Here is a 14,487-nt window from a genome sequence, read left to right as displayed (position 1 = left end):
TTAAATTTTATGAAGCTCTTTTTTTAATGACAAAAGCCCGAAAAACAATTCACAATTAACCCTTTACAATTAATAATTATTTCCCGTCTACATAGTCTTGCAAATAAGCAAATCTAGGAGTTAATTTTCCTTTTTCAGTGATTTTAGCTCTTTGCAGAATTCCGTCTTTATCTCCGTTAAAAAATGCCGGAATAACGTGTTCCATAAATTGTTCTCCGAAACCCTCACTTGCATCTTTCGGGATTTCGCACGGCAAATTATCAACTGCCATGACTACAATTGCAGCAGGATGAAAAACATCAACTTCTTTATTCTCTAATGGAAAGTAACCATAAATAGGCTCTTCAATTGTTGAAGAACGCAATGTGCAGGCAATTGGTCCGTTAACATCACACGAAATATCAGCAACTACTCTTAATTTGCAGTCACTGGCATTCAACATTTCCTGCGTTAAAATCATTGGTGCTGCATTGTCATAAAAGTGACCTGCATAATAAATGTCAGAAACCTTAGTGAATTTTTCAAAATCAGAAACATATGCTTCAGGATGTGAGGTGAAATCATTGAAATCTAAAACCTGTCCATCAATTCGTTTATTGTATTCTAAAACATCCAGCTGCACGTAAACAGACTGCGTATAGTTTTTAGTCAAATAATTATCGACCGTAACTTCTTTTACTTTAATAGCGTCTAAAATTTCTTTTGCACCACTTCCTACTTTTCCGGTTCCTGTAACAACAAATTTTAAAGGTGGTAAAGTAAGACGTTTTAAATGCATGATTAAAGCTTCTTTTCCTGCCAGTGTTTCGGCTTTAGGCAATTTGAACAATTCAAATTTTATTCCGAATGCACGAATTCCGTTATAAACACCAACCATACCGGCATATTTTCCGAAGCCAATTAAACGACGATTTTCAGCATCAACGATAGTTTCATGATCGTATAAATCGATATTCTTTTCTAAAATTGCCTTTAATAGTTTTCTATTATAAGGTTGTTTTTTTATAGTATGCGAAAAAAAGAAATAGGCCTTGTCTGGAATCAAATTTTCAACAGGGACTTCTTTTACACCAAATAAAACGTCGCAATCCGAAACATCTTCTGTAACGTTTATACCCATGCTCTTATATTGCATATCTGAAAAAATTCGAATATCAGAACTTTCAACCTCAACAGTGGCTTCATGATAAAGCTGTTTTAATTTAGCAAGTTCATTAGGTGAGAATACTACACGTCTGTCTGGTGGGGATTTTCTTTCTTTTATAATTCCAAATTTCATTTATGCGAGATTAAGATAGATATTAATATAACTTTTTTAATTCAATTTGTTTCAAATATAACAAAATTAGTTAAAATTTTGTTGTTATTTTCTTATTTCAAACATTTTTATAACGCTACTAGCTGATGCACAATTGACTAACAAAAAAAGAAGTTAAAACAATGTTAAAATAAGTTTTTTAAAGGAGTCAAAAAACAAAAACATAAATATTGAATTCTATATATTTGTTTTCAAAGAATGATGAAAATGAGTCTCCTAAAAAAAACAAATATACCACAAATACTTTTTCTAATCTTAGTTTTAAGCTCATGCGGAAAAGATAAAAAAACAATTGTTGATAGTACTCCAACAGTTGAAGATACAATGCCAAAGATGAAGCCATTAGGTCCTGAAAAAAGACTCTCACAGGCTTATATCAATTCAGTAAAAGGGAGAATAAATCATTTTTACGTTAAAAACTGGCCAAACAACAGCATGAACGGAAGCTTTCTTGTGGCCAGGAATGGTCAGATTATCTTTGAAAGATATAATGGATATGCCAATAAAAACGAAGGAACAAAAATAACAGCAGATACTCCTGTACAAATTGCTTCTGTCAGCAAGGTTTTAACTGCTACCGCGGTTCTAAAATTGGTCAATGCAGGTAAAATTGATCTGGATCAAAAAGTAAATACAATCTTAAAAACATTTCCATACGAAGACTGTACTATTAGAATGTTATTAAGTCATCGCAGCGGTATGCGTAACTACGCCTATTTTACAGATCACGACAAATCGGTTTGGGATAGACATAATCAGCTTACCAATGCTGCTATTTTAAACATTCTGGCAACGAAAGATGTTGGATTGGAATCAAAAACGGGAACACGTTTTGGTTATTGCAATACCAATTACGCAATGCTGGCGCTTATCATCGAAAAAGTTACCGGTTTGACTTATAAGGAAGCGATGTCTGAAATCATTTTTAAACCTTTAGGCATGAGACATACTTATGTTTTTGACGATGACAAAGACAGAAAAAAAATTGTTCCGTCATACAAAGGCAATGGTGCAGAAATTGGATTTGATTACCTGGATAATGTATACGGAGATAAAAATATCTTTTCGACAGTTCGCGATCTTTTAAAATTTGACAGAGCCAGAAATTCACCTGACTTCTTGAAACCTGCTTTATTAAAAGAAGTCTTCACAGGCTACAGCAATGAAAGAAAAGGTACAAAAAATTATGGTTTAGGAATCCGAATGATCAATTGGGAAACCGGTCAAAATTTCTATTTCCATAATGGCTGGTGGCATGGTAATACCTCATCATATATTACTTTAAAGAAAGAAAATATTACCATTCTTGCCTTATCCAATAAAATGACCAGAAACACTTATGCGGTTCGTAAACTGGCACCAATTTTTGGAGATTATCCTTTTAATTTCAAAGACGAAGAATAATATAATTTTAAGTCAAATTTATTATTTATCTAACAACAAATAGTATAAATTTGCAAACTCAATTTTGGGGTCGACTGGTTTTGACAGCAAGTCGAATTGGAAAGTAAGCACGTCGAGCATTGAGACCTTGCTCGTAAATATAAGATCTTACAATTTTACACGGCGAAAATAACTACGCTTTAGCTGCATAATCTGAATTATAGTAAGATTAGCCACGTCCCTATCAGATAGGGAAGCTGGATTCTCCTTGAAAGCCTTGGTTTGTGGCGTTCAGCATAGGGGAACCGTAAAAATAAACCTAGATTTCCATGAGCTTCGGGTGGATTTCGAAATTAAGAAGATAAGTGTTGAGTGGTTGTTCCTGACCTAGCTTAACATCGAAAATCCAATCAGGAAATAAACGCGTAGAAAGCTCTTTAGTTGCTTGTTTGGACCCGGGTTCGATTCCCGGCGACTCCACAAAAAAACCTGTAAACATTGTTTACAGGTTTTTTTTATGCTTATGGTTTATTTTTTTCCAATTTTATCCATTCGTTAATAGTCCCTTCACCTCCAACTCCTTTAATAAAGTATTTATCTGCTTCTTTTTTTATAATGTAATTAGGTTTTGATTGTTTACAACGGTCATCTTTCTCGTCGTAATAAACCTCTAAAATATTATCTTTTTCAACTCCTTTATAATTTCCTTCGCATAAAAAGTCTCCCCTAAAAGCTTCTGCCTTTAATACAATTCCGTTTGTTGTAATCGAAAAATGATAAGTAGTATGTCCTGTTCCATCTGTAGTTAATTCGCCTTCCGTGTTTGCTTCAAATTTGCCTAGAAATTTTTCAGTGATTGGCGTGCTAAATTTTACTTTATCTTTTAATAGCAGATTCAATAAATTATAAATTTCCTGATCTTTGGCTTTAGCATAACTTAAGGCCGAAGTCTCTTCTAAATCAACTTGATTTACATCTGCACCTTTTTCTACTAATAGTTTAACTGCTTCTTTATTTTTACTCTTTACAGCTTCTATTATAGGAATAGAAGCCATTTCAGTTTGTGGATTATACTTCCCTTTTATGTCAGCATTATGATTAATTAATGCTTCAACAATATGAAAATTAGAAAATTGGCAGGCAAAGGAAAGTGATGTAAGACCACCCTCTGTATAGATACTATTTACATTTGCTTTATTTTCTAAAAGTAAATCAACAATTTTTTCATTTTGATTCTCTATTGCAACATAAAGTGCATCATATTGATAATCTTCATCCTCTTCACCCAATGTTATATCGGCTTTTTTCGAAATAAGCTTTTTTACAAAATCATATCTGTCAAATTTACAGCAATATCCTAATATTGTATAGGAATTGGATTCATCAAATTTGTAAAAAGCATTTATATTTTTAGTTGTATCTATATAATGAACAAAATCTGCCTGATCTGATTCTATTGCTTTTTTTATATAATTTTGATCTTGATTTCCTTTAGAAGATTGAGTTGACGCCGTTTTAATTACATTTTCATTTTCTGATTTTTTACAACTCAAGAATATAATTTGTAATAATAGCAGACAGACTAATTTTGATTTTTGCACTTTTTAATATTAAGGATGAATTGGGGTTATTTAATATAATTTTCTACTCTGCTAAATTAATTAAATTTTCAAATCAGCCTAATTTATATTTAGTATATAAATTACCCGCTCCACAAAGTGTTCCTCCACAACGCTGCGCAAATGCCTCTGACTTTGCGCCATTTCAAGCTAATATAATTGAAAAACGAAAACTTCTCAAAGTCTCTGACTTTAAAACTAATTTCTTAAAATGTTATTTCCTGAATATATAAAATCAAGGCAATATAAGAACTAAACGTAAAAAGTCGGGAGACTTTTATCAGGTTTACAATTTCTAAGGAACAAAAAAAATGCACAAAGTCAGAGACATTTGCGCAGCTTTTCATAAGGAAGATCTAGGAGAACGGGTTTGTTTTTTATAATTTTAATGCTAAAATAAAGTATTCTTTAAAACAAAAAAACTACCTGATTAAGGGTAGTTTTTGATGGATCTCAAATCTGAATTTAAGTTTCTTTAAAAAACATATTTCTGTTTATTATTTTATTTTCCTGTAATTTAAAAGATCATTTGGATTACAAATGACTCTTTTAAAATTATTTTTTACCAGCTAATGATTCTTTATATTTATTATAATCTTTATCATCCTCTATAATACGTTTCTCGCGATCAGAAACAACACTTTCTTTATCTTTATTATCACTCCAGGAAAGATATAAACTATCATATGCCTTTTCTCTAGAGGGGAATTCCTTAGTTTGTATCAGTTTACCATCAGTATCATAATACTTCCATTTACCTCGTTTTTGGGTTAAGTAATATTTAGAACTTGAGTTTTCAGATACTTTATCTATCCCGCCTTTTTCTATATATATATGTATCCCTTTTTCTTTTAAATTTCCACTCTCATGATAATATTCCCAAGTACCAACTCTTAAACTGTCCTGAAATGCACCTAATTCCCTTAGTTGTCCATTTTTGTAATAATATTTCCAAATCCCTTCTTTTCTATTCGATGCATATTGTCCTTCTGATTCTAATTCACCAGTAGTATAAAAATGTTTCCAATCGTAATTTTTAACTGTCCTTTCAGAATCATCTTCCTCTATCCCAATAGCTTTAATAATTTTTGTATTAGGATAATAAAAAGTGTCCTTATTTTTTAAATAGGCTTCCCTTTCCTCTTCTCTTTTCTTTCTTCTTGTTCTTACCTCCTCTACATCTTCTTCTTTTATATAATCTGCATAATTACTCCCATCCGGAGTAACATCCAGTCGAGAACCATGTATCCAAAAAATTTGGTTGCCAAGGGTGGTTCCAAATTCTACCTTCCCCATACCAGATATAATCTCTAAATACCCAATACTATATTCTTCCCAGTTAAAAATATTTATTTTATTATCTTCCTGAGTCCATTTACCGGAATGACTGCGTTCAACGGAACCTTTTTTATAGTAATGAAAAAAAGTGCCATCTTCTTTAAAGTCAATATAATGGAGGGCTTTATCATCTTCGATGTTATAGTATTTTCCTAAAACTTCTTTCTGGCAGGAGGTAAACCCACATATAATAAGCAAAAACAATACAATAATCTTTAATTTCATTTGTTTTAATTTTCCTGCAATTTACTATTTTTATGGTAATTTAAAAGTAAAATAAATACGCTGCTTAATAGTTGACAATATTGCTTCTATTTTATTTGTATTTTTCCTTTTTACATCATCAGCCAGATGAAGCATTAATGACTGCCTACCGGTTTGATTGTAAATATAACCTTCTAATTTTTTATTTTTTATGCGTACTAAAGCAAAAGCTCCTCCTATAAATATTTGTGCCAAATTAGAATCTAAATGTTTGTCAAGGCTTTCTACAGCATACACCGGAGTTGGGCTAAATTCTAAATCAAGTTTTAAGTCTTTACTATCAGGTTTTTTCACAAAGTCATAATTAGTTTGTCGTAATAATTTTAAGGTTTCCGCCATAATTTCATTAATCATTCGGTCTTTTAGAAGAGCCTGCGCAAATTTATGGTCATGATAATCAAAATTACGGATTTCAGGTCCTTCACCTTTTGCAAATTCATATAGCAAAATAGCAACCGTTGCCTCATAATTTTTTTTAAATAATATTTCTTTTTTACTATCATTAAGTTTCCCAACTCCCGGATAAATACGTTCTGCTACTTTTACCAAGGCATTTACAGCTATTTCATCAGGAAGATTTTTAGCTTCTTCCGCTACAGTATTTACTATTTTCTCTCCCTCCTCTATTAGCTTTACTCTTAATTTTTCACTTATCTCATTAATTTCAATCATATCATTATATAAGTTTTCAATTAAATCTACATATTCTTTATCATTTGATTCATTTGTGCTTGTAGTTTCAAATTCTTTTTTAATGTCATCGTAGAGTTCTCTCAAATCATCATAAATTATTTTCTCGATAACTAATGCTGAATCTGAAACTTCATTCTCAATACTTGCTAATGAGTTCTTAATTTCCTTTTTTATATTAGCTAATGATTTTTTAATTTCTTCAATAGTAGCATTTCCTATATCATCTCTAACTTTAGCAACCTCATGTAAGCCAGAAGACATGTTATTAAAATTCTTTTTTATTCGCTCTAATCGCTCTAATAATTTATATTCTTTTAAATATTTAGGTTTCTCTTTTACTGCATTTTTTTGATCAATTATAAAATATTCCCCTGTTCTGATGCTGCTTTGTTTTGGATTTTTAAGTATTTCATCAATATTATCAATTTTAAAAGTGTCACTCAATTTTAGATAATACAATTCTTTTACCATTACTTGTCCAAGTTTTACCCTGTCATCGTATTTTGCAAAATTGAAAATTACTTTTCCATCTTTGCTAAAATATTTCGCCATAATATCCTGCATAATATCAGGAGCCATCCAATGAGTAAAATTTTCATTAATTTCCTTAATAATAGTATCAAATTCTTTATTTCCACTAGGAGATGATACCTCATCTAGTGATTTTTTCAGGAAGCTGTTATTTAAATCCTTGAAAGAAGAATTTATATAGTCCTGTACAACAGATTGCTCAAACTCTACCAATTTAAGATCTAATTCTTCTTTAGATAAATTTTTAAAACTTTGTTTATTTCCTTTGGCATCTATAAATTCACCATTTAATTTTCCCTTACCCTCTAAAAGTAGTTTTACGTTATTCATATTATCAGAAAACAAATACCTGTTTCCTCCCTTCAAAAACTCATCAGTATCATCAGACAGATACCAAAGGTTAACCATTTCAGCTGACCCTAATGCGATTTCACCTTCCAATGCTTCTTTTATTGACCCCATTGTCACTCTTGCTGCAGCATCAAACCATTCAGATATAATATCTTTTGTCTTTAAATAAGCATCTACAAATTGATAATAAGCATGACGTTGGCCAATGGTATGGTAAAAATAATGCTGTTCATTTATAGTATTATATAATGAGGCTTTCCAGAAGGTAGATCCTTCTTTTGTCGGATTATTGATTCTATCGTAGTCATACCATTGACCATTTTTTAAATTAGGATATTTTCCATTTTTATCTTTTATAATTTCGCCCTTACCGTATTTGATTTCTATGTTATCTAATAGGGTTCCTGACCAAACAAAATACATCTCTTCTACTCCAATGCCGGGATATATTTTTTGAGGACTTAAATCTGGATATATTATTTTCCTGGTTTGAATTGTTATCTTATTTGGCAGATTAGGAAAGACTGACTTCAATAATAAAAATAATTCATCATGTTCTGAAAATAATTGTTGAACATTTACATCAGGTTTTTTAATTTCTTTAATTAACCTCTTATAATAATTACTCAAATTTTCATCTTCTTCATCTTTAGACAATTGCAGTAATTTCATCATCATCAACTCACTTGCTTCTCCCCAATTTAAGTTATTAATTGTCGTTTCACCAATAGTTGAAAGGCGCCAATTTTGTAATCCAAAATACATTTTTGTAAAACGTTCCTGATCCTTTTTTCCATCAAAATCCTGAACTGTAGCTCCTTCATCAAAAGCCTTAGAAATCCCTTTCCAATATTCTGTCGTTTCAGTATCATTGGCAATAATAGCCAGATCCAGTTTCTTTTTAATTTCTGCTTTAATAGCTTCGATAGTTGGTTCGCCCCTATTTGTCTGAAGCATTTGAGGAACCGATAAAGTTTGCTGAGCTGCCACATTTGCATAGGTTTGCGTCGTTAAGCCGCTGTTTAAGTTTAAAGCATTGTCTTCTGCTCCTGAGATCGGAGAAGTAATGTTGGCTGATGTGGGAGAACTCATTGTCGTTCTTCCGGTCGTATCAGCAACGCCTTCTCCGATTGAAGCACTCAAAGTTGATGTTCTTGCCTCCGAAACTGAAGATGTAGTACCAAGCAGCTCTGGTGCGCTGTTGATGCCTCCTCCAGTTGGGACAGTGAGGTTTACTATTGTTCCCTCAGCAACCGAAGAAGTAGTGCTTACCGTTATTTGTTTTTCGCTTTTTTCAGCAGTGGTATTGGTAGCGCCTTCTCCGATTGAGGTACTAGAATTGTTAACAATAGCAGTAGTATTTAGAGTTTGTTGCTCCTGCCATACTTGCACTATATCTTTTTGCTGACTCATTTCTTTTGAAACTTTGGCTAACTCTTTTAGGATAGCTTCTGTTAAGTGTTCTGAGCTTTTTATATCAGCACTATTTTTTATTGAAAGATTGAAATTGTGAATTGCATTTTTAGTCATCGCTATAGTATTTTTTCCGGATGTAAAAGTAACATCGATACTCGTGATTTTGAAATTTTAAACCACTTGTATTCAGTAGTTTCAGCAAAAAGTAAACTTACTGAAACTACTGAATACAGAGGGCTTTTTTGTGTTTATTTTCCATTCTTCAGTCTTACTTTTACACCCTCAAATATCAAATAGAGGTATTGTTTTATCGCAATAATAATTTGTGAATTCTCTCCTCCTATTTTCTCAAAAATAACCTCAACACCATTTATTAATCATTTTAAAAACAATAACCATTATGGATTATGTAGTATCAATTGGCATCAGTAAAATGCCGAAAATACCGGACAAGAGTACTTTTCATTTTTTCCTGAATCAGGCATTTAGAAAAAATATTCCCATTAGAAAATTTAGTCCTGCTCTATGAAAATAAAAACCATATTCATTATAGAGACGACATCAAAAAAGATCGAGTTTATTACAAGTTAATTATATAATTAAAAAACAAAAAATGGCAGTACAAACATTAAAAACTATCAAAAATTGGTTTAAAACAGGTTTAAAACCAACAGAAATTCAATTTTGGGATACTTGGGATTCTTTCAGGCATAAAAGCGAAAAAGTACCAGCAGAAGATATTGAAGGGATTGAGGAATTATTGACTGGAGATAAAATTATTCCATCGGGACAGTTTATAGTTTTTAAAGTTAGTCCAAATACAGCTGATGAATTAGAAATCGGTGATACTGTAATAGGATATTGTGAAGGTAATTTCCTTGGTCAGGCAACCTATTACGGTGGAGATACGAGTTTGATGACCAGTTTTACTGAAGCAAACAATTTAGTAGGAAGAATTATATCATTTACTTCTAGCGACAACGGTGACATAATTACTTATGAACTTAATGATGAAGTATTACTAAGATCATTAAGCTGTGGTGTATATAATGGAATTTATATTATGTATAAAAGACCGGGAGAACACGAATTTTCCAGTGCATGGCCTAGTGGCACTTACCCAAAAGCATGGCTAACATGGCTTGAATTAACTCCGGGTACTATTATTAAATTAACAGATACAGTTGGCGGTTTAGACGATTCGGAAGAATTTATAATACCAAACTCAGAAAACCCTGATTAGACATTAAACTTATAAAAAAATGGAAAATATAATTAAAAATTGGAAAACCACAGTAGCCGGAATTATTGTGGGAAGTGTTGCTGTTGCCGTTGCTTTAGGATATATCACAGCCGAAGTTGGCGGGCAGATAACAAGTGTTTGTATTGCTTTGGGTTTAATTGCCAGTAAAGATGGTAATAAAACTGGTGTGGCAAACTAAAATCATATTCTAAGCTAAATAAAGAACTGAGATAGTTGTTAAAATTCATGAAACTCTCTATTTTTTAAACAAAAACATTCAAGATTGTCAGAGAATATAAGTATCTGATAATCCTGAATGTTTATTTGATAAATGCATGAAAAGCAAACTTAGTTTTCATTACTGCAGACAGAAGAAAGTCTCTATCAAAACAATATCTCACAAATAGCCATTTATAATTTAATTAAAAAAACTGATGAAAGAAAATATAGAAATACAACCTAACGAAACACAATCATCGGCAGGTACCTATCAAATTAATAAACCTTTAAAATTAAATACCGTACACGAAGGAGAACCAACCGACAATATTTTGGTTTATGGTACAGATAATGAAGTGAAATATGTAAATAATCAATTTTCAAATCTTCAAGATCAAATCAACTATAAACAAGAAACTCTCGATGCAGGTGTTAATATTATGACAATTAATGGCTCGTCGCTTTTGGGACCTGGAGACTTAATTATTGATAGTGGAAATGTTCAGGTTAATTCTGACTGGAATGCTACAAGCGGCGTTGAGCAAATTCTTAATAAACCAGCTTACTTTAAAGATATTGTAACAGTTAGCACTCTTGAAAACTTACCCTCTATAGGAGATTCTTCTACAATGTATATAGTCACAGCCTTTGGAAGCAAATATTACCTGTGGGTTAATTCTTCTTATAAACAAATAACAAAAATTAATGGTGTCAGGCCCTATTTGTCAAATTTAATTATCAATGATAATTATGTGACATGTCATGGAGGAACATTTGGAATTAGTAATACAATTTTCGGCAAAGATGCTTTTAAACTAGGTTCTGATCAGGATTCCGCCAGACATAATACTGTTTATGGCTTTAATGCATTTTCAACAGCAACAAATGCTTATTATAATACTGTCTATGGAGCATCTGCTTTGGCATCATGGGATGGAAGCGGAGACAATACCGTTTTTGGATATGGAGCTTTATCAGGATCTTTAAGTGGAAGCAATACTGCATTTGGGTCAAGTGCTGGTATTGAGCTAACAACAGGTACGGGGAATTTGATTTTAGGAAGCAACTCTGGCAGAGGATTAACAACCGGAAATGGTAATATTTTTGTTGGCATGGGCGCTAGCCCATTTAGAACAAGTAGTAGCTATAATGTAGTTCTTGGAAATGTGAATCCTAATCAGGGATTAATGAATAATACAGTAATTATAGCTGATGGACAACAGAATAAAAGAATTGTAATTGATTCAGCAGGTAAAACAGTATTGCAAAATAAATTAAACATATTGAATGTTCCTGTTTATGCGGATAATACTGCAGCTACAGCTGGCGGACTTGTAGTAGGCGATGTATATCGAACAGCAACAGGCCAGTTGATGATAAAATACTAAAAACAATCAAAAAGAAATATTTCATACTGTTTTTCACAATATTATTAAACCCAAAAACATGGCAATACAAACATTAAACACAATCAAAAACTGGTTTAGAACTGGTTTAAAACCAACTCAAACTCAATTTTGGGATACCTGGGATAGTTTTCGGCATAAAAGCGAAAAAATTCCTGTAGTCGATATTGATGGTCTTGGTGAGTTACTTCAAAATAAAACAGAAATTGAAGCTTTTGAAAATCATTTAACTGATACAGAGGCCCATATTGATTTGTTTAACTCAAAAGTAGAAAAATCTCAGTTTGATGCCCATATAATCGATCCTGTTGCGCATGAAGATTTATTCAACTCAAAAGTAGAAAAATCTCATTTTGATACTCATATAATAGATCCAAATGCACATCAGGATTTATTGAATGGCAAAGAAGATAAATCACAAAAAGGTGCTCAAAATGGGTATGCCCCATTAAATGATTTTACAAAGCTGGCCAGTGAGTATTTAGATATTGTAAATGACGTTGTATCAGGCGGAACAACTTCTGTACTTTCTGCTGAACAGGGTAAATTGATGCAAAATAGAATTGATGCAATTAACACAATTCTTACGTCAGATAATGTAAATCTTGATACTGTTCAGAAGCTGGTAGATGCAATTGAATTAGTGCAATTGTCTTTAAATTCCATTTTGGTAAACGATCTTACCACCGGAGGAACCACAAAAGGATTAACTGCGGAAATGGGTAAACTTCTGCAAACAAATAAAGTTGATAAGGTAGCCGGTGAGCGATTAATAAACGCTGCCGAAATTACAAAACTTTCAGGACTGACAAATGTAACTACTACAGTAAAAACAATTCTATCAACGGCTTTGGCTACTCAAAATGTTGCGGGATTTGTAGCTTATATAAATGCGCTTTCGCCTGTACTGGTTGTTGGTCCAAATGAGATCGTAAAATACACAACATCCGATACAGGCAGAACCTTTGAATTAAACCTAAGAGGCAGAAGCTTTGGAGTTGGGCAACCGGCAATTGTTGCAGCGAATGTTCTTGAAATTACTGAGTTTTTGAATAAGGATATTAAGTTGAGTAATTATCCAAATACTCGTAATGATGGGCAGTTGCCAACGAATAAAGTTTTAAGTACGGATATTAATGGTAACTTAAAAATGTACACCATTGCTACTTCGCCTGCGCCATATTTAGAAATTCTAATCCCTGACAGCACATTACCTTCAACAACAACAAATTTTGTTTTGAAGGGAGCATTTTTCACACCAACTATGACGGTTACAATTCAGGGACAAACAATAAATTATAACACATTTATAAATGATAATGAAGTGCGAGTAAACGTAACAACAGGAGCAGTAGAAGGTCTTTTTTCGGTAACTCTAGACAACGGTATTTCAGCAACTTTTAGCAATGCATTAATGGTAGTTTTGGGAACTGTCTTTAAACCTACGACATCTGACTGGGAAAATTTGATTCAACCAGTTGACGTCTCAGGAAATAACATTTTAGCAAAAACAATTGGATCTTCGGGTTCGGCTCGATTAGCTCTCTTAATAAACTCTGCTAAAAAGACAAGTATTTATTTTTCAATAATTAAAAGTCCTTTAAATGGTTCTATTAGTGAAAAAATATACAACGTATGCAAGTTTGAAGATCAAGTTAATGGTGATATCTATATTTTACGATTTCACGAAATATTAAGTACTGGTCAAGCTGAATTCCAGATAACTAAAAACGGAATTAATACAATCACAAGTGGTTACACATACTTTGGATGGAGAACTGGAGTTCCTGCAAATATAAACATAAGAATTCGTTTTTTTTGGGACTTAACCTCAATGATTATTTATGCTGACAATGTGTCAATATATACAGTTCCTTTTGGAAATTTTGTAAACAACACAAAATTTACAGCTATTGCACCGTATTCAGACATAATAGATGTAAGACACGTAACACATACATAGAAATAACAATGAGCGCACAAATAGTATTACATCATTATCTCGATAAGTTTCAAACCCTTGCAAACACATTGACCGATATTTCATTTGATAATTTATCTTTTTTAGTCGAAAAAGAGCCTATTTACAATATGAAAGGGCAAAAGATTTTTAAATCATATTGCGATAAAGAAGGACGCGAAGCTATCCGAATTTCTTATAATAGAATTGTTGGCGATTATGAGTTTAACGGAACAACGTACGAGAACATCTTTTTAGGACTTCAAAAAACGATTCATTTTCTTGACTGGGCAGGTGAAATTGCTTATTCAAAGAAAAAACAGTTTTATAATTTCGACTTACAGCCCGTTTTTTCAGGTGATGGAACGGAAACAATTATAGGTTTTTCTAGTAGAAAACAAAGGCAAGTGTTGAAAAACGAAAGGTATTCAGCTGATGAATATTTGCAGTCAATGAACCCTTTAATTTACAAGGCTTTATACCAAAATTATAAGAGTGAATATGAAATTTATCTAATTACTGGAATAAGTGATTCTTTGGTAAACGCAATTAACGTGGAGACAAATGAAAGTATTTTAGACTTCTTAGATAAGGAAGTTTATGGCTTCGAACCAATGACAGTAAAAGATTTTATAATATTGAATCTTCAATAATTTACCGATACAATTTTAGCATTTTATCATCAACTCTTCCCTTTGGCATTTTTAATTACAATCATTATTAAATGCTTAAAAGGATTAAAAAAC

At 32.1% G+C, this 14,487-nt stretch carries 10 protein-coding genes and 1 other RNA gene; 7 read left to right on the top strand and 4 right to left on the bottom strand.

All coding sequences use genetic code 11. From position 1 onward, the window contains the following. Positions 1 to 76 precede the first annotated feature (76 nt). The gene (locus IHE43_RS09160; RefSeq protein WP_192187649.1) at positions 77 to 1,279 is read right to left on the bottom strand and encodes an NAD(P)-dependent oxidoreductase; all 1,203 of its coding nucleotides are present in this window, start codon (positions 1,277 to 1,279) and stop codon (positions 77 to 79) included. 240 nt (positions 1,280 to 1,519) lie between these two features. Here IHE43_RS09160 and IHE43_RS09155 point away from each other — a divergent pair, with 240 nt between their 5' ends. Beyond that, the gene (locus tag IHE43_RS09155) at positions 1,520 to 2,722 is read left to right on the top strand and encodes a serine hydrolase (protein ID WP_192188189.1); all 1,203 of its coding nucleotides are present in this window, start codon (positions 1,520 to 1,522) and stop codon (positions 2,720 to 2,722) included. A gap of 66 nt (positions 2,723 to 2,788) precedes the next feature. Next, positions 2,789 to 3,184: a transfer-messenger RNA gene (ssrA, locus tag IHE43_RS09150) on the top strand. A gap of 38 nt (positions 3,185 to 3,222) precedes the next feature. Here the strand turns inward: ssrA and IHE43_RS09145 are convergent. The 3 genes from IHE43_RS09145 to IHE43_RS09135 form a co-directional block, all read right to left on the bottom strand. Beyond that, entirely contained in the window at positions 3,223 to 4,254 is a 1,032-nt protein-coding gene (locus IHE43_RS09145) for an ankyrin repeat domain-containing protein (RefSeq protein WP_192187648.1), read from the bottom strand. 621 nt (positions 4,255 to 4,875) lie between these two features. Further along, positions 4,876 to 5,883 (bottom strand): toxin-antitoxin system YwqK family antitoxin, encoded by a 1,008-nt coding sequence (locus IHE43_RS09140; RefSeq protein ID WP_192187647.1) that lies wholly within the window; start codon positions 5,881 to 5,883, stop codon positions 4,876 to 4,878. A 30-nt stretch (positions 5,884 to 5,913) separates the two neighbouring features. Next, positions 5,914 to 9,027, bottom strand: coding sequence for a hypothetical protein (locus IHE43_RS09135; protein ID WP_192187646.1), 3,114 nt, complete (start codon positions 9,025 to 9,027; stop codon positions 5,914 to 5,916). A 499-nt stretch (positions 9,028 to 9,526) separates the two neighbouring features. On the opposite strand from IHE43_RS09135, the gene IHE43_RS09130 reads away from it, so the two are divergent. The 5 genes from IHE43_RS09130 to IHE43_RS09110 all read left to right on the top strand — a co-directional run bounded on the left by IHE43_RS09130 (position 9,527) and on the right by IHE43_RS09110 (position 14,394). Then, positions 9,527 to 10,156 (top strand): hypothetical protein, encoded by a 630-nt coding sequence (locus IHE43_RS09130; protein ID WP_192187645.1) that lies wholly within the window; start codon positions 9,527 to 9,529, stop codon positions 10,154 to 10,156. A 19-nt stretch (positions 10,157 to 10,175) separates the two neighbouring features. After that, positions 10,176 to 10,355 (top strand): hypothetical protein, encoded by a 180-nt coding sequence (locus tag IHE43_RS09125; protein ID WP_192187644.1) that lies wholly within the window; start codon positions 10,176 to 10,178, stop codon positions 10,353 to 10,355. Between the two features lie 235 nt (positions 10,356 to 10,590). Continuing rightward, entirely contained in the window at positions 10,591 to 11,763 is a 1,173-nt protein-coding gene (locus tag IHE43_RS09120; protein WP_192187643.1) for a hypothetical protein, read from the top strand. A gap of 58 nt (positions 11,764 to 11,821) precedes the next feature. Continuing rightward, entirely contained in the window at positions 11,822 to 13,744 is a 1,923-nt protein-coding gene (locus IHE43_RS09115; protein ID WP_192187642.1) for a hypothetical protein, read from the top strand. Positions 13,745 to 13,752: 8 nt separating this feature from the next. Next, entirely contained in the window at positions 13,753 to 14,394 is a 642-nt protein-coding gene (locus IHE43_RS09110; RefSeq protein ID WP_192187641.1) for a hypothetical protein, read from the top strand. The last annotated feature ends 93 nt before the right edge of the window (positions 14,395 to 14,487 follow it).

It is taken from the genome of Flavobacterium sp. MDT1-60, from assembly GCF_014844035.1.
Lineage (GTDB): Bacteria > Bacteroidota > Bacteroidia > Flavobacteriales > Flavobacteriaceae > Flavobacterium.
The sequence above is the reverse complement of the archived record's forward strand: the minus strand, read 5'-3'. Positions and strand labels throughout refer to the sequence as shown.

Coding starts and splice junctions, on each gene's coding strand:
- IHE43_RS09160 (WP_192187649.1), bottom strand. CDS start 1,279: ATGAAATTTGGAATTATAAAAGAAAGAAAATCCCCACCAGACAGACGT.
- IHE43_RS09110 (WP_192187641.1), top strand. CDS start 13,753: ATGAGCGCACAAATAGTATTACATCATTATCTCGATAAGTTTCAAACC.
- IHE43_RS09115 (WP_192187642.1), top strand. CDS start 11,822: ATGGCAATACAAACATTAAACACAATCAAAAACTGGTTTAGAACTGGT.
- IHE43_RS09125 (WP_192187644.1), top strand. CDS start 10,176: ATGGAAAATATAATTAAAAATTGGAAAACCACAGTAGCCGGAATTATT.
- IHE43_RS09135 (WP_192187646.1), bottom strand. CDS start 9,027: ATGACTAAAAATGCAATTCACAATTTCAATCTTTCAATAAAAAATAGT.
- IHE43_RS09140 (WP_192187647.1), bottom strand. CDS start 5,883: ATGAAATTAAAGATTATTGTATTGTTTTTGCTTATTATATGTGGGTTT.
- IHE43_RS09120 (WP_192187643.1), top strand. CDS start 10,591: ATGAAAGAAAATATAGAAATACAACCTAACGAAACACAATCATCGGCA.
- IHE43_RS09130 (WP_192187645.1), top strand. CDS start 9,527: ATGGCAGTACAAACATTAAAAACTATCAAAAATTGGTTTAAAACAGGT.
- IHE43_RS09155 (WP_192188189.1), top strand. CDS start 1,520: ATGAAAATGAGTCTCCTAAAAAAAACAAATATACCACAAATACTTTTT.